General features: G+C 69.4%; 25 protein-coding genes. 8 read left to right on the plus strand and 17 right to left on the minus strand.

Going from position 1 to position 24,250, the window contains the following annotated elements; all coding sequences use genetic code 11:
• Positions 1-138 precede the first annotated feature (138 nt).
• Positions 139-1,017 carry an alpha/beta fold hydrolase gene (locus ELQ92_RS00725; RefSeq protein ID WP_128497020.1) on the minus strand — a complete coding sequence of 293 codons (879 nt, stop codon included), beginning with the start codon at positions 1,015-1,017 and terminating at the stop codon, positions 139-141.
• A gap of 89 nt (positions 1,018-1,106) precedes the next feature.
• Here ELQ92_RS00725 and ELQ92_RS00730 point away from each other — a divergent pair, with 89 nt between their 5' ends.
• On the plus strand, positions 1,107-3,035 hold the full coding sequence (locus ELQ92_RS00730; RefSeq protein WP_128497022.1) for an AfsR/SARP family transcriptional regulator: 1,929 nt from the start codon (positions 1,107-1,109) through the stop codon (positions 3,033-3,035).
• Positions 3,036-3,109: 74 nt separating this feature from the next.
• Here the strand turns inward: ELQ92_RS00730 and ELQ92_RS00735 are convergent, their stop codons facing one another.
• The 3 genes from ELQ92_RS00735 to ELQ92_RS00745 all read right to left on the minus strand — a co-directional run bounded on the left by ELQ92_RS00735 (position 3,110) and on the right by ELQ92_RS00745 (position 5,425).
• Complete coding sequence (locus ELQ92_RS00735) at positions 3,110-3,970, minus strand: pentapeptide repeat-containing protein (protein ID WP_243694797.1); 861 nt, start codon at positions 3,968-3,970, stop codon at positions 3,110-3,112.
• A gap of 22 nt (positions 3,971-3,992) precedes the next feature.
• Positions 3,993-4,541 (minus strand): hypothetical protein, encoded by a 549-nt coding sequence (locus tag ELQ92_RS00740; RefSeq protein ID WP_128497024.1) that lies wholly within the window; start codon positions 4,539-4,541, stop codon positions 3,993-3,995.
• A 149-nt stretch (positions 4,542-4,690) separates the two neighbouring features.
• Positions 4,691-5,425, minus strand: a complete 735-nt coding sequence (locus tag ELQ92_RS00745) for a hypothetical protein (RefSeq protein WP_128497026.1) — start codon at positions 5,423-5,425, stop codon at positions 4,691-4,693.
• A gap of 285 nt (positions 5,426-5,710) precedes the next feature.
• On the opposite strand from ELQ92_RS00745, the gene ELQ92_RS00750 reads away from it, so the two are divergent.
• Positions 5,711-7,192 (plus strand): amidohydrolase, encoded by a 1,482-nt coding sequence (locus tag ELQ92_RS00750; protein ID WP_128497028.1) that lies wholly within the window; start codon positions 5,711-5,713, stop codon positions 7,190-7,192.
• A 50-nt stretch (positions 7,193-7,242) separates the two neighbouring features.
• On the opposite strand, the gene ELQ92_RS00755 is transcribed toward ELQ92_RS00750, so the two are convergent.
• The 6 genes from ELQ92_RS00755 to ELQ92_RS00780 form a co-directional block, all read right to left on the minus strand.
• Complete coding sequence (locus ELQ92_RS00755; protein ID WP_128497030.1) at positions 7,243-7,815, minus strand: YdeI/OmpD-associated family protein; 573 nt, start codon at positions 7,813-7,815, stop codon at positions 7,243-7,245.
• 49 nt (positions 7,816-7,864) lie between these two features.
• Complete coding sequence (locus tag ELQ92_RS00760; RefSeq protein WP_128497032.1) at positions 7,865-8,467, minus strand: hypothetical protein; 603 nt, start codon at positions 8,465-8,467, stop codon at positions 7,865-7,867.
• A 216-nt stretch (positions 8,468-8,683) separates the two neighbouring features.
• The gene (locus ELQ92_RS00765; RefSeq protein WP_128497034.1) at positions 8,684-8,923 is read right to left on the minus strand and encodes a hypothetical protein; all 240 of its coding nucleotides are present in this window, start codon (positions 8,921-8,923) and stop codon (positions 8,684-8,686) included.
• Between the two features lie 514 nt (positions 8,924-9,437).
• Positions 9,438-9,686 carry a hypothetical protein gene (locus ELQ92_RS00770; protein ID WP_128497036.1) on the minus strand — a complete coding sequence of 83 codons (249 nt, stop codon included), beginning with the start codon at positions 9,684-9,686 and terminating at the stop codon, positions 9,438-9,440.
• A 172-nt stretch (positions 9,687-9,858) separates the two neighbouring features.
• Complete coding sequence (locus ELQ92_RS00775) at positions 9,859-11,346, minus strand: SDR family oxidoreductase (protein WP_128497038.1); 1,488 nt, start codon at positions 11,344-11,346, stop codon at positions 9,859-9,861.
• A gap of 70 nt (positions 11,347-11,416) precedes the next feature.
• Positions 11,417-11,656, minus strand: coding sequence for a helix-turn-helix domain-containing protein (locus ELQ92_RS00780; RefSeq protein ID WP_128497040.1), 240 nt, complete (start codon positions 11,654-11,656; stop codon positions 11,417-11,419).
• Positions 11,657-11,743: 87 nt separating this feature from the next.
• On the opposite strand from ELQ92_RS00780, the gene ELQ92_RS00785 reads away from it, so the two are divergent.
• Together ELQ92_RS00785 and ELQ92_RS00790 are read left to right on the plus strand one after the other, a co-directional pair.
• Positions 11,744-12,115 carry a helix-turn-helix domain-containing protein gene (locus ELQ92_RS00785; RefSeq protein ID WP_166426661.1) on the plus strand — a complete coding sequence of 124 codons (372 nt, stop codon included), beginning with the start codon at positions 11,744-11,746 and terminating at the stop codon, positions 12,113-12,115.
• Positions 12,116-12,151: 36 nt separating this feature from the next.
• Entirely contained in the window at positions 12,152-12,625 is a 474-nt protein-coding gene (locus ELQ92_RS00790; protein ID WP_128497044.1) for a hypothetical protein, read from the plus strand.
• 12 nt (positions 12,626-12,637) lie between these two features.
• Here ELQ92_RS00790 and ELQ92_RS00795 read toward each other — a convergent pair whose 3' ends face one another.
• Together ELQ92_RS00795 and ELQ92_RS00800 are read right to left on the minus strand one after the other, a co-directional pair.
• Positions 12,638-13,567, minus strand: a complete 930-nt coding sequence (locus tag ELQ92_RS00795) for a J domain-containing protein (protein ID WP_128497046.1) — start codon at positions 13,565-13,567, stop codon at positions 12,638-12,640.
• 97 nt (positions 13,568-13,664) lie between these two features.
• Positions 13,665-14,600, minus strand: a complete 936-nt coding sequence (locus tag ELQ92_RS00800) for a nuclease-related domain-containing protein (RefSeq protein ID WP_128497048.1) — start codon at positions 14,598-14,600, stop codon at positions 13,665-13,667.
• Positions 14,601-14,808: 208 nt separating this feature from the next.
• Here ELQ92_RS00800 and ELQ92_RS00805 point away from each other — a divergent pair, with 208 nt between their 5' ends.
• Together ELQ92_RS00805 and ELQ92_RS00810 are read left to right on the plus strand one after the other, a co-directional pair.
• Positions 14,809-15,207 carry a VOC family protein gene (locus ELQ92_RS00805; RefSeq protein ID WP_128497050.1) on the plus strand — a complete coding sequence of 133 codons (399 nt, stop codon included), beginning with the start codon at positions 14,809-14,811 and terminating at the stop codon, positions 15,205-15,207.
• Between the two features lie 173 nt (positions 15,208-15,380).
• Positions 15,381-17,075: a stealth family protein gene (locus ELQ92_RS00810; RefSeq protein ID WP_128497052.1), complete on the plus strand. Its 1,695-nt coding sequence runs from the start codon at positions 15,381-15,383 to the stop codon at positions 17,073-17,075.
• On the opposite strand, the gene ELQ92_RS00815 is transcribed toward ELQ92_RS00810, so the two are convergent.
• The 3 genes from ELQ92_RS00815 to ELQ92_RS00825 all read right to left on the minus strand — a co-directional run bounded on the left by ELQ92_RS00815 (position 17,072) and on the right by ELQ92_RS00825 (position 19,700).
• Positions 17,072-17,503 (minus strand): DUF805 domain-containing protein, encoded by a 432-nt coding sequence (locus tag ELQ92_RS00815; protein WP_424979475.1) that lies wholly within the window; start codon positions 17,501-17,503, stop codon positions 17,072-17,074. The two genes, ELQ92_RS00810 and ELQ92_RS00815, sit on opposite strands and share 4 nt — an antisense overlap.
• Before the next feature lie 126 nt (positions 17,504-17,629).
• Positions 17,630-18,589 (minus strand): Ppx/GppA phosphatase family protein, encoded by a 960-nt coding sequence (locus tag ELQ92_RS00820; RefSeq protein ID WP_128497056.1) that lies wholly within the window; start codon positions 18,587-18,589, stop codon positions 17,630-17,632.
• A 166-nt stretch (positions 18,590-18,755) separates the two neighbouring features.
• A complete protein-coding gene (locus tag ELQ92_RS00825; RefSeq protein ID WP_128497058.1) occupies positions 18,756-19,700 on the minus strand; it encodes an aldose 1-epimerase family protein in 945 nt (314 codons plus the stop codon).
• Positions 19,701-19,841: 141 nt separating this feature from the next.
• On the opposite strand from ELQ92_RS00825, the gene ELQ92_RS00830 reads away from it, so the two are divergent.
• Entirely contained in the window at positions 19,842-20,849 is a 1,008-nt protein-coding gene (locus ELQ92_RS00830) for an LLM class flavin-dependent oxidoreductase (protein ID WP_128497060.1), read from the plus strand.
• 55 nt (positions 20,850-20,904) lie between these two features.
• Here the strand turns inward: ELQ92_RS00830 and ELQ92_RS00835 are convergent, their stop codons facing one another.
• Positions 20,905-21,861, minus strand: a complete 957-nt coding sequence (locus tag ELQ92_RS00835) for a phosphodiesterase (RefSeq protein WP_243694798.1) — start codon at positions 21,859-21,861, stop codon at positions 20,905-20,907.
• Between the two features lie 308 nt (positions 21,862-22,169).
• Here ELQ92_RS00835 and ELQ92_RS00840 point away from each other — a divergent pair, with 308 nt between their 5' ends.
• On the plus strand, positions 22,170-22,811 hold the full coding sequence (locus ELQ92_RS00840) for an RHS repeat-associated core domain-containing protein (protein ID WP_128497064.1): 642 nt from the start codon (positions 22,170-22,172) through the stop codon (positions 22,809-22,811).
• Positions 22,812-23,282: 471 nt separating this feature from the next.
• On the opposite strand, the gene ELQ92_RS00845 is transcribed toward ELQ92_RS00840, so the two are convergent.
• Positions 23,283-24,131: a hypothetical protein gene (locus ELQ92_RS00845; protein WP_128497066.1), complete on the minus strand. Its 849-nt coding sequence runs from the start codon at positions 24,129-24,131 to the stop codon at positions 23,283-23,285.
• Between the last annotated feature and the right edge of the window lie 119 nt (positions 24,132-24,250).

Consider the following 24,250-nt stretch of genomic DNA (forward strand, 5'->3'; position numbering starts at 1 on the left):
TTCGATGGTGATGCGCGGTGACGGCAGCCTAAGCGCGTCCCCTCCGCCCGGGCCCGGATCGCGGGGGGCATTGATTCCGCGGCCCGAGTCTGCTCTCGCACGACACAACCACGGCCGCCTCCGCGGGGTCGCCGAGGGTCAGCGTTGGAGCAGCTCACGCAGCGCTCGGACGACGACCTCCGGCGATTCCTCGGCCATGAAGTGGCCCGCGTCGAGGATGCGGTGGTCGAGGTCGGGGGCCCACGCTCCCCACAGGGCGGCGCCGTCGTATCCGAGCGCACTGCCCCAGTCCTGCTGGATCACGGTGACAGGCATCCCGAGGGTCCGTCCCGCAGCGCGGTCCTCGGAGTCGTGCCGCACGTCGGTGCCTGCTGAGGCCCGGTAGTCCGCGACGATCGACCACACCGCAGAGCGGGACGCCCGGAGGTACTCGGATCGGTACTCCGCGGGGATCGCGTCCGGGTTGGACACCCAGCCGTCTATGAAGGACGCGAAGAACGTGTCGGCCGTCGCTTCGATCATCGGCTCGGCTACGCCGACGGGCTGCGCCATGAGGTAGAGGTGCCACGCGACCTTCGCGTCCACGCCGTGCAGGATATTCCACATGTCGAGCGTCGGCAGCACGTCGAGCGACAGCAGATGGGTGACGACGCCCGGGTGATCGAGGCCGGCGCGGATCGCGACGAGGGCGCCGCGGTCGTGCCCGGCCAGGGCGAAGCGGTCGTGCCCGAGCACGTGCGCCACCGCGACGACGTCCGCTGCCATCGTGCGCTTCGAGTACGTGTTCTCGTCGGCCTCAGCGGGCTTGTCGCTCGCGCCGTAGCCGCGGAGGTCCGGCACGATCACGGTGTGGTCGGCGACGAGGTCGGCGGCGACCTGGCGCCACATGAGGTGGGTCTGCGGGAAGCCGTGCAGGAGGACGACGGCGGGGCCGGACCCGGCGACCGCGACGGCGAGTTCGACGCCGTCGTCGACCGTGATCCGGCGGGAGTCGAAACCGGGGAGGGAGAGGGTCATGGGGTTCCTTTCGCTGTGGACGGGACCAGCATCCACCGACCCGATCAGCGCTCGATCAGCGGGTCGGACGTCGCCGCTACGGTGAGGACATGAGCGACATCCGGATCCGAGTGCTCGGCCCCATCACGGCTGAGCGGAACGGTCGCGAGCTGCCGCTGACGAAGCCGCGCACGCGTGAGGTGCTCGGAATCCTCGTCGCCGCGCGCGGATATGTAGTGCCGACGTCGACTCTCATCGGCGACCTCTGGGAGGACGATCCGCCCCACGGAGCCGCGGGTGCCGTGCAGACCTTCATCGGCGAGCTCCGTCGCGCCCTCGACCCCGATCGGCCCCGAAACGCGCCATCCGCGGGGGTCGTAACCCTCGGCGGCGGTTACCGATTGCGCGTCTCGGAGCCGTTCGTCGACGCGTGGAGCGTGCGCCGGGCCGAGCGCGCAGCCGCTGCGCAGCCGCCCGAACGTGCGGACGTCATCCTCACCGAGGCGCTCGCGGAGTGGCGGGGCACCGCGTTCGACGAGTTCGCGGAGCGACCGTGGGCGGCAGCCGAACGGACTCAGCTCGCGACACTCCGATCCCGGCTCGTCCTCCGGCTCGGCGAGGCGCACATCGCCGCCGGGCGTCCGGGCGGCGCCGTCGAACTGCTCGATCCGTTCGTCGTCGAGCAGCCGTGGAACGAGGAGGCATGGCGGCTGCTCGCCCTCGCTCTGTATCGCGACGGTCGGCGGCACCACGCCGGTGCCGTTCTCGCGCAAGCCCAGCGGCGCCTGACCCTCGGTTTCGAGGGCGCGGCGAGCGCCGATACGGTGATCCTCGCGGAACGGATGCGCCTGGAGGATCCGGCCCTCGACGCCCCTCCGGGTCTTCGACTCACCGCCGAGGCCCTCGGTCGGGCGAACTCACGCGCGCAGCTCGAAGCCTCGGCCGCGATGCTCACGAGTCTCGCTCTGTCAGGTGACATCACGGTCGCGCGGGTGCAACGGCTGGCCGCGATCCGGGCGGCCGAGGAGTTCGGAGATGCGCAGCTCACCGCGCAGGTGATCGGAGGCTTCGAGGCACCGGGGATCTGGACGCGATCGGACGACGAGGAGCACGCTGCGGCGATCGTCGCCGCCGCGGCGCGGGCCCTCGCCCGCCTCCCCGCCGAGAGATCACACCGCTTGCGGGCGCGACTACTCGCGACGATCGCCATGGAATCGCGCGGAACGGCCGACCGCGTCGCGGAGGTACTGGAGGCGGAGGAACTCGTCGGGATCGGTGCCGACGACGAATTCCTCGACTGCCTCGTCGCGTGTTCCCGATTCATGCAGATGTTCGTGCGGACCGGCCTCGCCAAGGAGCGGGGGCGGATCGGCTCCAGGATCGAGGGGATCTCGGAGCGCACGGAGTGGTCGACGTTCGAGATCACGGGGCTCCTCATCCGGATGCAGGCGCTGTGCGCGCGTGACGACATCGACCGGGCCCGGCGTGACGCCGACCGCATCGACGACCTGGCGAGGTCACGGAGTCGAGCCCTCGCGACGGTCTTCACGCGGTGGTTCCGCTGGACGTTCCTCGGCGAGGGGACGCGACCGGAGGCCACGGGTCAGATGCCCGGCTTCGAGGAGGGGATCGCGGCCCTCGACGACGTGACGCGGGCCCTGCGCTTCGGCGAGCCGCTCCCCGAGGACGGAGACCTCGGCCCTCACGAGCCGTGGGTGCGCCCACTGCTCCTCGCTCGAGCCGACGCGCACGACGACGCACACGAGGCGCTGCGCACGGCGCCCGACCCACCCAAGGGGCTGCTCCTCGAGGTCTACTGGTGCCTGCTCGCGGAGGCGGCGATCGAACTCGAGGACACCGCGGCGGTCGAGCGCTGCATCGACGCCCTCCGTCCCGCCCGCTTCGAGCGTGCCGCCGGCAGCGGCGTCATCGACCTCGGGCCCGTCTCGTCCTACCTCGCGCGGCTCCGCGCGGTTCTCCCACCCGACGCTGCCGTGGAAGAGGACGAACCGGAATGGCCCGATTCCGAGCCATGGTAGGGGTGATCGAGCCTGTCGACGCGCAGCCAGCCCCGGCACCACGACCCGTCAAGGATTTTCCGGACCGGGGATGGTCAGATCCAGTGGGCCGGGCGGTGCAGCATCGGCGGCAACCGGGTGAGGGCGTCGCCACGCGCCGACTCGAGTTGCGGCTGCGTCACGAAGAGGGCCGTCGACAGGTCGGCTCCTCTCAGATCGGTGTCGCGGAGGTCCGCACCGATGAGATCGGCGAACCCGAGATCGGCGCGCTGCAGATCGGCGGCGATGAGATAGCTGCCGCGCAAGTTGACGGCCCTCAGATCGGCGCCCGCGAGGCGAGCGCCCATGAGGTCGCTGCGCGGTCCGACCTTCTTGTGCCGTTTGCCGGCCGGCTTCGGCGCGGCGGCACGCAGGGCCTCGCTCACCCGTCCGAGCAGCTCGACGACGACATCGCGATGCGTGGCGACGTCCGTGCCGAGGACCTCGGCCGGAGCACCATCGGCGATCCGCTCGGTCGCCGCGAGAACGCGCAGCACCTCGTCGCCGAGGCCACCCTCGAGCCGCGGCGAGAGCGCGACGGCCTCATTCAGGTACCAGAGCAGCTCGTACACCTCGCGCATGATCGGGAAGACCGCGAACATCGACCGCCGGAGTCCGGCGTCACCGCGCCAACTCGCCCCACCGAACGTCGACTGTGCGACGTGCTGCCCCGCGCCGAAGCAGTCGAAGACCGTGCAGCCGCGGAACCCGCTCGGCCGCAAACGGTCGTGGATGCGGCACGCATCGTCGTCCGCGAGATTCACGCACGGGTCACCAGCGGGCTTGTCGATGGCGAAGTCGGCGGAACGCGCGAACGCGAGAGCGACGCAGCAGAGCCCGACGCATGAGGCGCAATCCGCCTTCAGCAGGTCACGCCGATCACCCCGGTGAGGGACCGGCGGCGCCACGTCGACCACGGGAGTGCTCCGTCGCGCGCGGTCAGCGCGCGGCGGCCTCCGCGGCGTAGACGCGCTCGAGCTCCTCCGAGCCGAGGGAAGCGCCCGTGCCGTCACACAGCGATCCGCCGACCATGTGGCGCGTCATCCGCCCGCCCGACTCGTTGATCTGGGCGTCGTGCGTCTCCCCGCAACCGGGGCACGTGGCCGCGACGGTCCGGCGACCCACCTGACGACCGCTCCCGATGCAGGGCATGGAGCGCACCGTGTGAGAGGCCAGCAGAGTGGCGCCCCCGACGGACGTCGTGCCGACGAGTTCCCGGCAGACCGGGCAACGCATGGTCGACGCATCCGCGAGGTTCAGGGGAGCGGCGACCGGCTTGCGAACGCGGGGAGCGGCGGGCTCGCGCGGGGTCGTCTGCGACGAAGAGGCACGCTTGCCGGGAGACCGCTTCGCCGCCGGCGCAACGCGCGGAGCGAGTCCCGACCCGCGGCACATCGTGCCCTGCCGACGGTGATCGACGACGCGGCCGTCGGCGACGTCGACCGTCTGACGACAGATGGGGCAGACGCCGGTGCTGGAACTGGGCATGATCATCCTTCGGCCGGAAGTGGAGGTGGGGGTCGCGCGGGCCGCATCGACGCGCTCCCGTGGGGCGTCGAGCGTGCTCGGGGCACGTCCCTCCAGGGTACGCGATCCACGGCGACCGCGGCCGCCGCCTTCGTCGCGGTCCGGGCTGCTCAGCGTCGCAGGGCGGCCTCGCGAGAATCGACGACGCTCGTCTCGTCGACACCGGTGCCCCGCGACTCCGCCGCCGCCTCGAGCACGCGGAACACGACGGACAACTGGTCGCGGCCCAGCTGACGGGCGATCTCGGGCACGGCGTGCCCGGCGTCCACCGCCGAGTGCAGGGTTCGCAGTTCTGCGTCCGTCCAGGACTGTCCGAAGCGGCGGGCGAGCGGGTCCGCGACCGGCTCCGTTGCGCCGAAGACACGGCGGGCGAGCTCTTCCACGATCGAGCAGGGACCGATGTCGAGTTCCTCGGCGAGTTCGTCGAGGAGGAATCCGACGCGGTACAGCTCGACCAGCCCGTCGCTCTCCGGCTCGATCCATTCGTGTGACACGGCGCGGCCCTGCGTCGCGAACGGACCCGGATCACGAGCGGGCGCGGGCCGCCAGGGCTGCACGGAACTCGTGACGAAAGCGCCGGCCATGATGAACAGCGGTCCGCACGGCCGCGAGGCCGTGTCCTCGTCCGTAATCGCCGCCTCCCCCTCGGAGAGGGTAGCGGGGGTGAATCCGCTCGCGACCGGGCCGACGGCGGGCTCCCCGTCGACGCCGCCGGCCACGGCATCCCCGTCCTGCCGACGTTCGAGGTGTTGTCCGACGAGGATCGCGGCCACGACCACGGCGGCGGCGCCCCCGAGGATCACGAGGGCGGTCAGGACGTCGAGGGTGTCGACGGTGAGAACCACGATCCTCACCGTCCGATCAGCGGGCGCGACGCATCGGCTCCGGGTACGACGGAGAGCGGAGCGGACGCGGGTGAGTCCATGGGTGTTACCTCTCTCGGGTGAAAGGATGACCCCTCCACGCTACGGCGACCACTCGATCTCCGCGCCTCCCCGTTCAGGTCAGCCCCGAACGGGGGACGTGACACCACGCCCGGCGCCGACAACGGCCCGCCGGAGGAGCCCCTGTTCGCCAGCCGCCGGGACGGCTTCGTGGACGGTCACGAATCGCGGATAAAGTGATGCTCGATGACCCCCCTCGTCTTGCGCTCCGTCCGCCTGCCCGGCGAATCGGATGCCGTCGACGTCCACGTGCGCGACGGCCGTGTCCACAGCATCCAGCCCGCCGGTTCGGTGCTCTCCCTCGACGTCGATGTCGAGGAGGTTGCCGCCCAAGGCCGCTACCTCATCCCTGGTCTCTGGGACGAGCACGTCCACGCCACGACCTGGGCGCTCGCGTCGAAAAGGGTCGACGTCTCCCGCGCCGGGTCGGCCCGCGAGGTGACGGAGATCGTACGAGGCTTCGTCACGGACACGGCCGGACCGGACGACACTCTCGTCGGTGTCGGCTTCCGTGACGCCGTCTGGGCGGACGAGCCCTCGCTCGAAGCCCTCGACTCCGCCGGCGGCGGACGCCCCGTCGTCCTCGTGAGCCATGATCTGCACTGCGTGTGGCTCAACTCCGCCGCCGCGTCCCACTTCGACGTGGCGGTGGGTGCCGACGGTCTGCTGCGCGAGGAGCAGGCGTTCGACCTCACCCAGGCCCTCGCGGCCCTCCCGGACACGCTCGTCTCCGCCTGGATGCTCGACGCAGCGGACCTCGCGGCCGCGCGCGGCGTCGTCGGGATCGTCGACTTCGAGATGAGGTGGAACCGGGAGGACTGGCTCCGTCGGTTCTCCACCGGGTTCCGATCGCTCCGCGTCGAGGTGGGCGTGTACGGCGAGGACCTCGATGCCGCGATCACGGAGCACATGTATACGGGAGCGCCGCTCTCCGAGGCGTCCGCCGACCTGCTCAGCGTCGGGCCGCTCAAAGTCATCATCGACGGGTCGCTCAACACTCGGACCGCCTACTGCGTCGACCCCTACCCCCACGGGGGCCGCGGGGTTCTCACCGTTCCCGAATCGGAACTCGTCGAGCTGCTGACGCGTGCGAAGGCTGCGGGATTCACGCCGGCCGTGCACGCGATCGGTGATGCGGCGAACCGGGTCGCACTCGACGCCTTCGAACAGGTGGGCATCACCGGCCGGATCGAACACGCTCAATTCCTCCGACCCGAGGAACTGGCTCGCTTCGCCGCCCTCGGGGTCACGGCGAGCGTGCAACCCGAACACGCCCTCGACGACCGGGACACTGCTGAAGCCAACTGGCCCGGCTCGACCGATCGGGCCTTCCCGCTCCGCTCCTTGCTCGACGCGGGTGCCCGTCTCGCGTTCGGCTCCGATGCCCCGGTCGCGCCCCTCGACCCATGGGTCACGATGTCTGCGGCGACCTCTCGTGCGCGAGACGACGGGCGCGAGCCGTGGCACCCGGAACAAGCGATCTCACGACTCGAAGCCCTCACCGCGTCCACGCGCGGACGGAGCCGCGTCGAGGTCGGAGACGTCGCGGACCTCGTGCTCGTCGACGCCGATCCCCTGACCGCACCGGACAACGTATTCCGTCGCATGCCTGTCGCAGCCACGCTGCTCGGCGGCGGGTTCACTTTCCGTTCCGCGGCGCTTTCGTGAATCGATCGGCGGACAGTCTTGCCGCCGACCGCCGGATCTCTCGACCGGCCTCAGCGGTAGTGCAGTTCTCCTCGAGCGGCCTTCTCGACGACATCGGCGATACGCGCCGCTCGGACGGCAGGCGTCTTGATGGACGCGAGACGGAAGTAGATGCGGAACCGCTCGACAGCGGTCAGCCCGGCGATGAACGCCGCCGCCTCGGGGTTCGCGTCGAGTGCCGCCTGCAGCTCCGGTGACGCGACGGCGTCCTTCTGCCGGTAGGCAGCGTCCCAGCGTCCATCGGCCTTCGCCCGCTCGACCTCGGCGAGGCCCGCGTCGCGCATCCGCCCCTCCGCGATGAGGCGAGCGACGTGTTCCCTGTTGATCTGCGACCAGGGACTGTTCCTCCGCCGGGGAGTGAACGCCTGGAGCGTGTAGTCGTCGTCGAGCCGTGCGGTCTGACCGTCGATCCAGCCGTAGCAGAGCGCCACGTCGAGGGCCTCGGACCAGGTGATCCCCGGCGCGCTCGAGCTCTTCTTGCGAAGTTTGAGCCGAACGCCGCCGTCGGCCGGCGAGCCTCCCAGATACTGCTCCCACTCCTCGATCGTGAGGTCGAGGATCGGCTTGTCCGCGAAACTCACCATGGCGACCAGTGTAGGAGCGACCTCGGACACCGCCCCGAGACGGGCGGCCTCAGTCGTCGAATCGCACCGCGCTCGGGCCCCCGTCGGCCTCCCGAGGGGTGAGCGTCTCACCGGTCTCGCGCTCGATCGCCACGCCGGGCAGGGGGGCGGCGGAGTCGACGGAGACATCGGCGGTGGCGGACTCCGACTCCGCGATCTCGTCGTGCGGGAGAGCCGCGGCGGGGACATCCTCGGGGACATAGACGCCGATGGGGTCCACTCGCGCCGACGCCGAACCGTCGGTGGGCGCCGTGACACCATCCGGAACGATCGCCTCGGCGGCCACCGGCGTCACGGCCGGCGTGTAGGCGCCTTCCGGTTCATAGGCCCCGATGGCGTCGACGCCGGTCGGTCCCTCGTACGCGTCGGCGACGCCGAGCGCGGGGGCCGCCTCGTAGGTGCTCGCGCCATCGTACGGATGCGGAGCCTCGAAGGCGTCGTCGCCCGAGTACACGTCGACGCCGTCGTAGGCGGGCGTTCCGATATCGGCGATGGGACGACGAGGACTCTCCGCCCCCACTGACGTCTCCACTGACGTCTCCACGCCGTCCGGTTCCGCTGGGGAGGACGCGTCCGTCGGTTCACCGTGCATGTTCTCGTTCGACGCCGCCATGCAGCCAGCGTGTCACACGACGCTGCGACCATCAAAGGGTCGCCGCGGGACGAACGGGATGACCGCCACGCGGCGCCGGGAATGCGACGCGTGGCGGTCATCGGCCGCGAGCGTGGACTGCACGGTCGGACGCTCGTCGGCGACGTCTCCAGCGGACGCACCCGCTGGAGAGTCGAGCGCCGGCCGACCCCCCAGCGGGCCGGCGCTCAGGAAGGGTCACGCGCCGCGCGCGATCTCCTCCCGGGCTGTGAGCTGGGCGATCTCGAAGCCGAGCATGATGGCTCCTGCACGCGCACCCTTGAGGCTGCGGCGGGCGATGGCCACGTCGTCTTCGGTGACGGCCCAGGGGAAGCCGTCGCCCAAGTGGGCGATCTGCTCCGCAGGAAGTCGGTTGAGCAAGCGGTCTGCCTTCTGGATCGTTTCCCAGATGGTGTCTTCGTCGAATCGGGTGATCATGAGCTAGGGCTTTCTTTCGGGTTCACTACAGAAGAGCGCGCTCGACGCGGATCATGACGCGGGTACGCCAGAAAAATCGGAGCACGTTCGGGACGGCGGGGCTGGCGCCGTCGAACCCCTCAGTGATCGGGAAGATGACAGGCCGGGGGGCCTGACGGGGGGGTTCAGGAAGGGCAACTGCTAGCGGTGGGAACGAGTTTCGGGTTCGATCCTCCGCAGTGGATCTCGGACGGAGAGCACCCCGTGCAGCGGGCGCCATAGTGCGATGCCATTCGGGTAAAAGGCATGCCTCAACGCTCGTTCAGGAGCACTCCGACCAGGAGACGTCATCGATTCGGGTAATCAACTCCGTACTTTCTACTTCGGGTGAAACCCATCCAACGGTATAGAGAACACCGCGTGTACCCCCCGTTCGGGACAAGGCCCCTGATCGAGGGATGTGGTAATGGAAGTCCTCGGGGGAGTACCCGCGGAGCACGGATCGAGGCAATGCAGCACGCGGGCACCGCTCGTCTCAGAGTCGCCGCAGGCCAGCCCACAGAGTGTCGTCGTCGTCGAGGTCGGCAAGACGTCTGCCCAGTTCGATGGCGCGCAGTCGTGCTCCGATGAGGTGGGTGCGGGCGACGCCCACGTCGACGTCGGTCACGGCCCAGGGGAAGGTGTCGCCGAGGTGGGCGATCTGAGCCGTGGGAAGGAGCCCCAACAGGCGGTCAGCCTTCAGGGCGCAGAGCCATGTCGCCTCGTCGTCGATGAGCGCGATCATGCGTCCTCCTTCGTCCGTGCGCAAGAGCCGTCGATACGGACGACACGGCCCGCCGGACGCACGGGGAACGTCGAACCGTAGGGTTCTATCTGTACCTCATTCGGGGGGCATCCGTCTGCTCTGCGGCGAGGTCCTGTGAAGAGTTGACGGGGCCGTCGCGCCGACGACCGCTTCAGTCGGACTCGCGCGCGGCTTGCGCCGTGATCCGCCGTGCCATCCCGGAGAAGATCACGCCGTGGAACGGCAGGATCGCGATCCAGTAGAGACGACCTGCGAGCCCATGGGGGAAGAACACGGCGCGCTGTCGGTACCGGCTGCCCGTCTCGGTCTGGTCGACCGTCATCTCGAGCCACGCGAGACCCGGCACCTTCATCTCGGCGCGTAGCCGCAGGAAGCGACCGCGCTCGATCTTCTCGACGCGCCACCAGTCGAGGGCCTCACCGGTGTTGAGCCTGGTCGGATGCCTCCGGCCACGCCGGAGGCCGACACCGCCCACGATCTTGTCCATCCACCCGCGCGCCGACCACGCGAGCGGGAAGGAGTACCAGCCGTTCTCACCCCCGATGGACTCGACGACCGCCCACACCCGCTCCGGGGAGGCCGGCGTCTCGCGGGTGCGGTCGTCGGTGAAGACGGTGTGGCCCGCCCAGTCCGGGTCACTCGGGAGTGGATCGCTCGCGGCATCGGCGACGGACGCGTCCTGCCAGCTCGTCTCCACTTCGCCGTCCTTCATCTTCGCGAGCGCGAGGCGCACGGCCCTCCGATACCCCGCCAGGCCGCCGTCGGGTGCCGGGATGTACTCGTCGATGCCGTGCTCGCGGACGACGCAGTCGTACTGGAGCGACTCCACGAGCGGCATCGCCAGGCTGCGCGGTATGGGGGTCACGAGGTTGACCCAGTGGGACGCGAGCCGCGGCGTCAGAACGGGGAGTGGCGCGATGGGACGCTGGGGAAGCCCCGCCTCGACGGCGTACCCGTTCATCATCTGCCCGTACCGGAGGACGTCGGGCCCACCGATGTCGAAGGTCCGGTTCACCCCCGCGGGAAGCGCGGCGGCACCGATGAGGTAGTGGAGGACATCGCGAACGGCGATCGGTTGAATGACGTTGCGTACCCAGCGCGGTGCCGGCATGTACGGGAGCACCTCCGTGAGGTGTCGCACCATCTCGAAGGCAGCGGATCCGGAGCCGATGACGACGCCGGCCTGCAGCACCGCCGTCGGCACGCCGGAGGCCATCAGGACGTCGCCGACCTCGGCACGTGAGCGCAAGTGGCGGGACAGCTCCACACCCTCGGGATGCAGGCCGCCGAGGTACACGATGCGACCCACGCCGGCCCGTTTCGCCGCGATCGCCACATTCTCCGCGGAGGAGCGCTCGGAGTCCTCGAACGACGCGCCGTACGAGCTGGTCATGGAATGCACGAGGTAGTAGGCGACCTCGACGTCGGTGAACGCGGCATCGAGGGTGTCCGCGTCGAGGAGGTCGCCCTGGATGATCTCCACGGCTCCCGCCCACGGCACGTCGCGCAGGCGATCGGGGTTCCGCACCAGGACGCGCACGCGGTAACCGGCGTCGAGGAGGCGCGGCGCGAGCCGTCCGCCGATGTAGCCGGTCGCGCCGGTGACGAGAACGAGTCCGCGGGAGTCGGGGGATTCCATATCCCGAAGCTACGGCTCCGCCGTGCGTGCGCGCCCCGTTGCACGGTGCGACCGTGGGCGGTAGCCCGGTTCACCTCGCGCGACCGCCGGCGTCACGCACGAGATCCTCGACGCTCATGCCCAAGTGTTCGGCGACCAGGAGCAGTTCGGAGGTGTCGAACGGAACAACGCCGTTGACGCGGTCGTACGTGGCGGTTCGCCCGAGGCCGAGCACGCTCGCGAGGGTTCCCGCTCGAATCCGCCGACGTGCCAACTCGGCTCGAATCGTCGCTGCGACGGCTTCAGACCACGACTGCTCCAGATGCCCCATCCCCTCAGAGTACCCATATGGATACTCCCTGTGATGCGCACCGGGTCCGACCTGTGGATGCGCCTCGCGCACGGGTACTCTGGGGCGATGGGGAGAGCTGAGATCGGCGTTGCTGCGGCTTTCGCGTACCAGGTCGTGCGCGAACTCGACACGGTGCGCACCAAGCGCGGCATGACCCACGCCGCCCTGCTCGAGCACCTCAGCATCTCGCGCAACTACTACTACAAGCGACTGCGCGGCGAGCTCCCCCTCAACCTGAACGACGTCGCCGAAATCGCGACGGCCCTCGGTACAACGCCGTCCGCAGTGCTCACTCGAGCCGAGCGCGCGGTCAGGGCGGCCGGCCACGGCCTCTCGGATGTCAGGGGTGTGGACGACACTGATGCCGACGGCCTCCCACTCGCCGCTCTTGATCGTCCGGGATTCGAGTCGCAGCAGGAGACCGAGCAGCACGACTGAACCGGACGCGCGTCCGGGCGACCGGACGGGGGAGCAATGGGGGGACGAGGCGGCACGACAGCGGTGCGGCACGGTGGATGGAGGGCCGCGAGCGCCGCGGGGGCCCCGTCGATCCACGACCTCATCGCGGAACTCGGTGTCCGTGTCGAGTACAGCCTTGATCTGCCGCCGGGGCGACTCGGCGCCTACCTGGACGACGAGCGCCGCATCGTCATCCGCGCCGGATTGAGCGCCCCACTCGAGCGAGAGACTCTGCACCACGAATACATCCACGCCCGATACCGGGATCGCGCGTCGACTCCGGCGGCGGAACGCCGGGCGGAACGCGAGAGCGCCGTCATGCTCATCGACGAGGCATCCTACGCGGAGGCCGAACGATGCGGACTGTCGGCCCTCGACATCGCGCGCCATCTCGACGTGCCGCTCGCGGTCATCGAGGTTTACCAGCGCGAGATCCTCGCGGGCCGCATCGCCGACCCGCGTCTGCGAGCGCGCGGCGCGGCGTCATGAGGCGGGTCGCGTTCAGACCACGTGTCGAACGGCGCCCTGCAGACGGGTCCGCACATCGAAGAGCTCGTTACCCCCGATCGGGTCGACTCCCGACGGACCTGTCCGCAGCAGGTGGGGGAGGCGCGAACGGGTGACCACGAACGCCGCGGGCTTGCGCATCCGATCGAGCTCGGCCGCTCCGTCCTCGAACGCCTCATCGGGAACGACGACGACGACACCCGTCACCTTGACCCGTGCCGACCGCCCCAACTCGCGCGACGCGCGAACCAGCGAGCGCACCGGTTGTTCGACCGACGGTCCTCCCACGGGCACGACCTCCCCACGTGTGACGCGCACGGGTACCCCGAAGTCCTCCGAGCAGATGGCGTAGAGCCCGGTCGGTCCGAGGACGACGTGGTCGATCTTCCGCTCGCCGGGAACAGCCACGTCGTGCCACACCGTGAATGCCATCCCCAGAGCGGAGACCTGACGAGCCGTCGCCTCCTCGGCAAGGGCCTCGGCGAGCGCCCGGCGGATCTCTGCGGGAGCGCGACGGACGAGAGCCGGGTCGTACGGGTCCTCGGGTTCCGCCCCGCGGCCCGCCCACTCCCGGATCAGACGCAAGTAGGCCTCGCGCGCTGCGCCACCGGGATGCCCATAGGAGCGGGCGCGGGGGCGGGAGTTGTCGGCACGCGTCCGATGGCTCGGGGCGGACCACCCGGCACCCTCGGCCGTCGACTCGGTGTCGCTGCTCTCGCCTCGGTCGTAGGCCGCACGCGACGCCGCCTCACCCACTCGCTCCCACGCGCGCTGAACGGCCGTGAACTCGACGGCGTCGCCGCCCGTGTCGGGGTGTGTCTCGCGGAGTCGGCGGCGGTACGCCTTACGCAACTCGTGGGCCGTGGCCGACGGGCTCACCCCGAGTACCTCGTAGGGAGACGCGGAGGCCGGCGAATCGGTCATCCGCAGCATCCTCCTCACTCAGCGCACCCCGTGGCGCGGTCACCTACAGACGATAGTCGAGAGCGGCTGACAGCCGTCCGAGTCCCCGCACGGAACCTCAGCCGACGTGCAGAGCAAGCCAGGACGGCAGATGGGCGAACGCCACCCACACTCCGGCCGTGACCGCGCATGCGCCGACGACGCGCCACAGTGATCTGATCCGACGGGCGGCCGCGATCTCGCGCTCCAGTCGCCGGAAGCGGGTCTCACTCGCCGCCGCGGACGTGCTGTCCGATGCGAGATCAACCCGGCTCGACTCCTCGAACGCCGCGGCGACCCGGGCACCCACGCGCTCCACCGTGTACGCATCGAGGACCACGGGCTGACTCTCGAGCCAGGACCGGACGACGGCCGCATCACGGACGTCGACGGCCCGCGCCCGCACCCCGACACGCACCGCTCGTGCCCCGGCGATCGCGAGGACCGGCCGCGCGGAGACGCTCGGGGGAAGCGTTCGTCCCGCGAGCTGCGCGGTCCGGCGGGCAGCGGCGATGGCCTCCCGGGCGAAAGGGGTCCGGAGTCCGCTCGTGAGGAGATAGTCGTCCGCCACGAAGACCCGCTCGCCGTCGACGTAACGCGTCGTGATCGCGAACAGACCGGCCGGGCCCACGACCACGTGATCGAGATCGCCGCTTGCTCCGGGAGCAGGCAACGAATGCAGCACGATCCAGGAGGGCGACAGCTTGTCCAGTTCGGCTCCGACGAGTCGCTCGCCACGGGCCGCGTCGAACGCCTCCCTCTCGCCGTCGCTCAGGGGGCCGGCGCCGAACACCCGCCGCAGGAGCGACGGACGCCTCTTGTCCCGCTCGAACCTCGATACGTGTTCGGTGCACATCTGCCCGGCACGTCGTCCTCCCACCCGGACGAGGGCGGCGAGATCGGCACGTCCCGTGGCCGAACCACCGACCACGGGGGTCGGCTCGCGGCGCGGCCGGGCGACCGGGCTGACCACCCGGGGCGCGACGCCGTGTCGCGCGAAGCTCGTCTCCGCCATGCGTCCTCCCGGATCCCCGCTGTGAAGCTCCCCCGAGCCTACGGACGGCCTTGGCAACCCGGCAGTCCCGGGCTGCCCCCAGTACGGGAGGATCACCGTCCCCCGTTCTGGTGATCACGCCCCGCGATCGGTTCCGCTCTTGACACAACATCACGGGCACGGGAGGTTGGGGTGGACCCGCCGCCGCATACCGACCGGGAGAACCGCCATGGCACCGAACATCTTCGTCAACATGGCCGTCGGTGACGTCGCGCGGTCCCGGTCGTTCTTCGAGGCCATCGGCTGGAGCGTCAACGAGCAGTTCACCGACGAGCAGTCCGTGTGTCTCGTGATCAGCGACACCGTCTACACGATGCTGCACTCGCGCGAGCGCTTCGGCGGCTATTCGGACAAGGTCCTCGCCGACGCGAGCACGACCATCGAGACCATCCTCGCCGTCACCGTGCCCTCACGCGAGGAGGTCGACAGGGTGACGGAGCGCGCGCTCGCGGCGGGTGGCTCGTCCGCCCGCCTCGCGGAGGACCACGGTTTCATGTACGCCCGGAGCTTCCACGACCTCGACGGGCACCTCTGGGAAGTGCTCTGGATGGCGCCCGAAACCGACTGACTACGTCGAAACCGCCTCTTGGGCGCATACTGACAATGGATGTCGTTCCACGTCCCCGCGGCGGCGCACTCGCCCGGGACGCCGGAGCCGTCGCACCGCTGCCGACCGGCCGGTGCCTCAGGGCGGAACGCGGCGTCCGGACACCAGCGCGAGACCCGACCGAAGGTACACATATGACGAGAGACACGACGGACGAGAACGGCACCACGGCGACGAGCTTCCATGCCAGCCAGGGCGACGACGCCCCGGGACTGCAGATCGCCGAGACCCCCGAACTCGTCCTCGTGTCCACGGGGAGTCGCCGACCGCGTTTCGAGCGCGACGGCATCGTGCGACGGAAGGGCGAGTACGCGCTCGTCGCGGGGCACCTCACGCCGCACGAGTCGATGGTCGAGGACCTCATCGCCGTGCGCGACGTCCTCGACCGTGCCGAGATCGACTTCCTCCTCGTCCGCGGCGACAACGACCGACCGGTCATCGCCGTCGACGTGAAGCGACGCAAGGCTCTCGAGCGCGCCCTCGCGGAGTCGTTCGCCGAGGAGCCCTTCTACTCCGCACCGTTCGTGCCGGCCGGCGACCCCGACGACGCGCTCGAGCCGGACGGCCGCCCGGTGCTCGTAGCCGACGGTTCCCTCGCGGGGTCCTCCCACGCGATCTTCCGCCTCTACCGGCCCCGCATCGAGCCGATCGGTCGCTTGCGCTACGGCCCGGAGACGGCCTTCCAGCTCGAGCTCTGGCGGTTCGGCGACGAGGTCATCACGGCGCCGACGGAAAACGCCCTCATGCGCCGCACCCTGCCGCGTGCGGAGGCCGTCGAGGAGGAGGTCGTCGTCTACGGGCGGTCGTGGCCGACTCTCGAGAGCATGTTCGCCGACCTCGCGAGTGACGTGACCTTCGACATCGACCTCGTCTTCTCCTGGGTCGACGGCTCGTCGATCGAGTTCCAGCGCCAGCGGGCGAAGCGCATGAAGAGCTACGTCGTCGGCGACGGCGACGACTCCGAGGCGCGCTTCCGCCAGATCGACGAACTCAAATACGCGCTCCGCAGCGTCTACATGTTCGCGCCCTGGATCCGGAACATCTACATCGCGACCGATTCCCCGAAGCCCGAGTGGCTCGACGAGCACCCGCGCGTCACGATCATGCCGAGTGAGGCCTTCTTCGAGGACGCCGACGCCCTGCCGACGCACAACTCGCACGCCGTCGAGAGCCAGCTCCACAAGATCCCGGGTCTCGCCGAGCACTTCCTCTACTCGAACGACGACATGTTCTTCGGTCGCCCCGTGCAGCCGAACCTGTTCTTCTCGCCCGGCGGGATCACGAAGTTCGTCGAGGCCAAGACCCGCATCGGACTCGGGGACTCGAATCCCGCGCGCAGCGGCTTCGAGAATGCGGCCCGCGTCAACCGCCGGCTGCTCCGCGAGCGGTTCGGCAAGGTGACGACGCGCCACCTCGAGCACTGCGCGGCACCGTTGCGCCGCAGCGTGATGCAGGAGCTGGAAGCGGAGTTCCCCGAGGACTTCCACCGCACCTCGCACAGCCAGTTCCGCTCGGCCACGGACATCTCGGTGACGAACTCGCTGTACCACTACTACGGTCTCCTGCGCGGGCACGCCGTCGTGCAGACGAACGCGAAGGTCCTCTACGTCGAGACGACGCTCAAGAGCGCACTCCGGCAGATGAAGAAGCTCCTGAAGCGCCGCAATCAGGACATGTTCTGCCTCAACGACGGCAGCAAGCCCGAGATCTCGGTCGAGAAGCGCACGAAGGCCGTCACCGAGTTCCTCGAGCGCTACTTCCCGGTCGTCGCGCCGTGGGAGAAAGAGTACGCGGCGACGCTCTCCGACTCCGCGTCGAGCTCCGCCTAGCCCGCGTTCAGGTAGCGAGGGGCGTCGTAGCGACGTCCCTCGGGCACGGGTGCCTGCAGCGTGAAGACGAGTAGCACGATCCACCCGAGGATCGGGATGAAGCCGAAGAGCCACCAGGCGCCGGTGCGGTTCGTGTCGTGCAGTCGGCGCCAGGTGACCGCGAGCGTCGGGATGAAGGTCGCGAGCGAGAAGAGCCCGATGATCGTCGACGGCAGGGCCGACGGCGGGTACTCCCAATCGCCCGTCGCGGCGCCGTAGGCGAGCCGCACGACCACGGGGAACGCCGTGGCGACGAGGTACCACCACCAGAATTCCGCCCGGCCGGCCCGGCCGGAGAACGTCGCGTACTTCCGGAAGATCCTGCCGATCGCAGGGAGGAACGGCGCCCGGTAGTAGGGCTGGTCGAGGGGTGGCGTGTAGGCGGTCACCCTTCGCATCGTACGGGGCACCGCCAAGCCGCCAACGCCCCCCCCGTTGTCACGAATCAGCGGTCCGACGGCTCGAACACCGACGATTCGTGACGACTCAGGGAGAAATGTCCTCCGTGTCCCGGTTCAGCCGACCGAGAGGGCGAGGCCGTCGAGGATGTCGTGCTCGCTTGTGACGACCGTCGAGATGCCACCGTCGAGCCGTGCACCCTCGGTCCGCACGCGTCGGAGCACCTCAGCCCAGACCATCGCGCCCGCCGGGATGACGTCGACGCGGCCCGGGTGGATGTACGCTCGCGACGCCCGCTCCTCGCGGGGCATGATCGAGAGCTCGTCGCACGCCGTGAGCACGGACTCGAGCGAGAGCTCGGCGCCGTCGATCGCCGCCGAGTCGTAGCGCTCGAGGCCGAGGGCGTGAGCGGTCACCGTCGTGATGGTGCCCGCGACCCCCACGACGGTCGCGGCCTGCGACACGTCGACGGTGCCGAGCGCCTCATCGAGGGCCGAACGGACGTCGGTCCGGACGGCCTCGATCTCGTCGAACGTCGGGGGATCCGTGCGGACATGCCGCTCCGTCATGCGGACGGACCCGATGTCCATCGAGAAGGCCGCGACCGGCTCGTCGGCTCCGAGGACGAGTTCCGTCGAACCTCCGCCGAGGTCGACGACGAGGGTGAGGCCGTCCCGCGTCGGAGCCGTGCTCACCGCGCCGCGGAAGGACAGCGCCGCCTCCTCGTCGCCCGAGATCACCTCGGGCGCGACTCCCACGATCTCGGTGATGCGGCTGATGAACTCCTCGCGGTTGGATGCGTCACGTGTGGCGGAGGTCGCGGCGAACCGCACGCGCTCGGCGCCGTGCTCGCAGGCCAGGGCGGCGAAGCGCTCCGCTGAGGCGAAGGTCCGCTCGAGCGCGTCGTCGGCGAACCGGCCCGTCTCGTCGACACCCTGCCCGAGCCGCACGACGTCGAGCTCGCGCACCACGTCGGTGAGCCGGCCGTCGGCGACGTCCGCGATGAGCAGTCGGAGGGAGTTGGTGCCGCAGTCGTAGGCGGCGACGCGGACGGGGGCGGCGGACGATGCGGTCATGCTCCGACGCTACCCACCGCGCCGCCCCGCCACCACTTCGTCCGGCTCACCCGGCGCCCGGATACCCCCCGCCCCGACTGACACTGCGTACGCAACGGACATCTGCGGGTGCGATTACACCAGCGGTTGTCCGCTGCGTACGCAATCGCGCGTCATCCGCGCGACCTCAACTCGCGGGGATCCCGAAGATCGCCCAGGACGCGGAGAGGGAGGCGCCCGGTTCGAGGACGTCGAGGTCGACGCCCGAGTTGAACGCATCCGGCGGGCACGTCATCGGCTCGACCGCGAGACCGATGCGGTGGACGGGGAGGCCGGGCTTGTCGGCGGTGTGCACTTGCACCCACGGGCATTCCTCGCCCCAGCTGATGCCGACGCCGGAGCCGTCCGCGACCGTGACCGTGACCGTGACCTCACCGTCGACGCGGGAGAGCCCCGTGAAAGCGTGGTCGATCTCCGTCTCCTCGATCGTGCGGCGCGACCGGAAGTCGAACGACTCCTCGGAGACGCCGACGACCGGCCCCGGAATCATCCGCTCACCGTGCACGGTGAGCACCCGATCGGCGGGCAGCTCGAGGTCCCACTCGTCCACGAGGCCGGGGCCCGCCACGAGGTAGGGGTGCGGGCCGACGCCGACGGGCGCGCGCCGCGGACCGACGTTGGTGGCGGTCACGTGCGTGCTGAGGCCCGTCTCGTCGACGGCGAAGGTCACGTCGACGCGGATCCGGAACGGATAACCGGACTGCGCCTCGATGGTCGCGGTGAGCGTGACGCTGGACACGTCCGAGGAGACGACGTCGAAGTCAAGCCAGCTCGCGAGGCCGTGCAACGCGTGTCCGCGCTCCGGTTCCGTCAGCGAGAGCACGAAGTCCTCGCCGTCGAACGAGTACTCGCCGTCGGTCACGCGGTTGGGCCACGGCGCGAGCGTCGCGCCGCGGTACGCCGGCCGAACCTCCTCGGCGTCGAACGGGACGACGAGGTCACGGCCGTGGAGGGTGAGGGAGCGCAGCGTCGCCCCGACGCTCGCGATCTCAGCGACGTAGCCCGCCGCCGAGATCGTGTACGGGGCACCGGACACCGGTCGCTTCGTCGTCAGGGTCTCACGGTCGCTCATCACGTCACCTTTGCTCGTGTGCGTCGGCTCCGAGTGAGCGCGACGGACTCGCATCGACGTTAGCGTGAGCGGGCGGTGCGGGATAGCGCTCGGATCGGCAGTCACGGGAACACGAACGGTCGACCCGCCGTTACCTCTGTCATGACCGTTCCCCTCTCGATCCTCGACCTCGCTCCCATCGCCCCCGGAGAGACGGTGAGCGACAGCTTCGCCGCTTCCGTCGCCCTGGCACAGCAGGCCGAGCGCAGCGGCTACCGCCGGGTCTGGTACGCGGAGCACCACAACATGCCGACGATCGCGTCGAGTGCGACGGCCGTGCTCATCGCCCACATCGCGAGCCAGACCTCCTCGATCCGGCTCGGAGCCGGCGGGGTCATGCTCCCCAACCACTCGCCGCTCGCGATCGCCGAGCAGTTCGGCACACTCGCGTCCCTCCACCCCGATCGCATCGACCTGGGACTCGGGCGCGCCCCGGGCGGTGATCGCACCACCTTCGCTGCGCTCCGCCGCGACCCCGCGGCCTCCGAGGACTTCCCGCAGGACGTCGTCGAGCTTCAGGGGTACCTCGCGGGCCAGTCCCGCGTCCCGGGCGTCAGCGCGACCCCCGGAGCCGGGTCGAACGTCCCCCTCTACATCCTCGGTTCCTCGCTCTTCGGCGCACGGCTCGCCGCGGCGCTCGGACTGCCGTACGCGTTCGCGTCGCACTTCGCCCCTGATGCGCTGCACGACGCGGTCGCCGTGTACCGGCGCGACTTCCAGCCGTCGGCGCAGCTCGAGCAGCCCTACGTCATCGCGGGTGTGAACGCCATCGCGGCCGACGATGCCGACGACGCGCAGCGGCAGTTCGCCGAGATGAAGCGCGCGCGTCTCCTCATGATGCTGCGTCAGAGCGGCCGGATCCCGATCGAGCGTGAGTTCAGCGACGAGGAGCTCGACTACCTGCTCACCGCTCCCGCGGGAACGCAGGTGGCGAGCATGGCGACGTACACCGGCGTCGGCACCGGCGAGGACGTCTCCCGCTACATCGACGACTTCGCTCGGACGGCCGACGCGGACGAGGTCATCGTCGCGCACGGGTCACTCCGCACCGATGGCCGCGTCCGCTCGGTCGAGCTCCTCGCCAACGCCCACGCCCGCGTCGCCGCCTGACCGGGCCGCGGGCCAGCAGGGGACGCGTCGGCGGTCGGGGTACGGACGAGCCTGATCAGGCGGCGCCGGCGGATGCCGCGACGGGCTCGGGGAGACGCAGCGGCTCCTCGGAGCGCGCCACGAGGCGACGCGCGGCCTCGCGGATCTCGATGTTCGACGCGGCGAGGCGGCGAGCGCTCTCCTCCGCCGAGACGTCGTCGAGGGCGACGAACGAGCCGAGCGGCACGACCGAGTGCAGCACCGTGTTCTCGTACACGTGCACGAGGTTGAAGGCGCGTGCGCCGTCCTGCGGACGCGTTCCGCCCACGGGCACGTTGAGATTCTGCGTGTAGCAGGTGGCCGACGCGACCGAGACGGGGATGCCCGCGAACGTCGCGGTCGACGAGTAGTGCAGGTGGCCGGCGATGATCGAGCGGACGTCTGACCCCTCGAGCACCTCGGCGAGCGCCGGCTGATCGCGCAGCTCGACGCTCACGGCCAGATCGAGCACGCTCGGAACGGGCGGGTGGTGCATCGCGAGGATCGTGCCGTGCGGTGCCTCCTCGGACAGCTCCTCGGCGAGCCAGTCGAGCTGCTCCGGCGAGACCTCGCCATGGTGGAAGCCGGGGACGCTCGAGTCGAGCGTGATGATTCGGAGGCCGTTGACGTCGTAGACGCGGTCGACGGGGCGCATCGTCGGGACTTCCCCGAAGAGGCGCGAGCGGAACGCCGCCCGGTCGTCGTGGTTGCCCATCACCCAGATGACCTCGCATCCGAGTCGCTCGGCGACCGGTTCCACGATCGCCCGTAGCGCCTCGTAGGCCTCGGGCTCACCCTTGTCGGCCAGGTCGCCCGTGAAGACGATCGCCTCGGGTCGTCCACCCGACGCCTCGAACTCCTCGAAGAGGGTCCGCAGGTGCTTCGCGCTGTCGACGGCGTCGTAGAGACCGCGCGACCCGGCGAGCAGGTGCGTATCGCTGATGTGAAGGATGAAGTGATCCGGCCGAGGGTATTCGGCCACGCGGGAATTCACGAGAAATCCGTTTCGTCGAGGGCTCCGTTGAGGAGTTACGTTACCCCTGCAACGTAAGCAGGCGGGGGAACTCCGCCTGAACATCTTGACAACTCGGAGGTTCGGACGGCAACAACAACATCACCAGCTACAGCTACGACGCCGACGGGAACCTCACCCTCGTCAACGCCCCCGCACCCCAAGGCGACACCTCCTACACGCACGACTCCCTCGGCCGCGTCCTCACCGTCACCGACGGCAACGGCGACACCACCACCTACGCGTACAACGTCCGCGACGACATCGTCCTCACCACCTTCGACAATGGCGTGACCCTCACCACCGAGTGGTTCGTGAACGGCCTCAAGTCGAAAGACACCGATAGCACGGGACCGGCGACGTTCTTCTACTGGAACGAGCTCGGCCAGCAGTACCGCCAGCAAAACGCCATGTACTCCGGCGGCGTGATCGTCAGCGGCTCCACCATCACGATCGACTTCACCTACGACGACGCCGGCAATATTCTCTCCTACCGGGACTCGAGCTACGGCACCGTCACCTACGTCTACGACGACGCCACCCAGCGCACCCAGATCATCGAACCCACCGGCACCGGCACCACCGGCACCGGCACCGGCACCGGCACCGGCACCGGCACCGGCACCGACGGATACTCCTACTCGCCCTATGGAGAAGCACGAGCGACCGGCTCTAACGCGGCCGTCAGCACCAACAACAATCTCCGCTACATCGCTGGCTACCTCGATTCAGCGAGCGGGCTCTACAAACTCGGATCCCGCTTCTACGACCCCAGCCTCGGGTGCTTCACACAGTTCGATCCGACGGGCCAAGAAAGTAACCCCTACACCTACGCAGGCTGTAATCCCATCAACGCAACGGACCCTCAGGTAATGCTGCCAGCGCCGGCTGCATCACGCTGGGTAGTATCGCCGCAGGGGCAGGCGCCGTGACAGCGTACTCAGGGGCTGTGACGGTCGGATTGCTGCCGACGATCGCCGGATGGGTCCCGTCGGCCGGACTGACGGCCGGAGCGGGGGTCCTTACCGCGGTCGCAACAATAGGTGCCCTCCTAACCTGCGACGTGTTCGGATAGAGAATAGGACCATGACACAGAGGACGTTGACGATTGGATTGCTCCTCGGGGTGGGAGGACTGCTACTGGCTGTCGGCGTCGTCCTTGGGGCCTCGGATGTGGGAGTTCTTGCGAATTTCATGCTGTTCGCGGGTGCTGCCTGTCTCATCGTCGGAATAGCTGCGGCGATTTGGGGAAGACGGAACAGCTAGCGCATCGGCTTCTGTAGGGAAGCAGGCAACCGCACCCAGCAGGTCCGTTCCGGATCCACCGGCACCACCCGCGGGCAATCGACTACGTCTACATCTCCGCCAACCGTCGGCGGCGGCCGTGCCCCTTGTTATGTCGGTCAGTCGTTATCCTGCCGGGTTGCGGGAGGCTCTAGGCGCCGCCCCTCGCGACGAAAAGCCCGGTAGACGACCCGCTCGAATGGTTGAGCTGCTGCGAAAAGGGCTCCGCTCCCGCTGGATGACGTGTCCATCAGTTCAATCACTCGCCGCCCGCCGGCGTTGCCACGCACTCGCTCCACGATCGTGCCGCCTTGCAGCACCTGATGTCTCCCGTCGGCGCCCACATCCCCCGGGTAGGAATACGACAACGTCGCGATGGTGCGCTCCTCGCCGGGCCGGCCTTGCTCTCTGGCTTCGGCGATCGCTATCCACTCTGAGAGTGGCTGAGTTCGATACGCCCATTCCACAGAGTGTTCTCCCGGCGCCAGAACTACCCTTCTCGAGCCGTCCTCCACGTTCAGGGTCATCGCAGCCCGTCGAGGGCCATCATTCGTGATAGTCAGCGCAAAACCGACTCGGAGAGGGACTGCGTCGTCCCGGGGCACCGTGAACTCCGACCCAACTGAGACCGTCTCTGCAATCTCACGATCCCTGGCCCTCGAAGGAGTCGTTCGGTCGGGTCTCCAGATGGTGTCGCTCTGCACCGTCACCTCGACGGTAATCCGCGGCATCTCAGCATCAATCGCCGCTCGGTGCGAATCGTGGCGAAGATGTTGTCCGTGCGTGAACTCGTCACGCGCGATCTTCAACGCCGTCGAAGTGCTCTCCACGCTCTTGCGCGTGTAGGCGATCTGCACGGCGATGAAGATGACGGAGATGGCTGTAGCGAGAGCCGCAGCGAGCGTGCTCCACGCCGTTAGTACTTCGACAAACGTCGGCCCGTCGGCGACGGCAGAAGCGATCAGCATGGGTACATCCTGGCAGCGCTTCACGGGCCTCGAGAGACCCCACGACAACCGACTTCAGATATGTGCAAGCGATCCCATGTGTCAGTATTCCTCCCCCGATGCGGCAACGACCAAACACT

Source organism: Labedella populi, assembly GCF_004078655.1.
Taxonomy (GTDB): Bacteria; Actinomycetota; Actinomycetes; order Actinomycetales; family Microbacteriaceae; genus Labedella; species Labedella populi.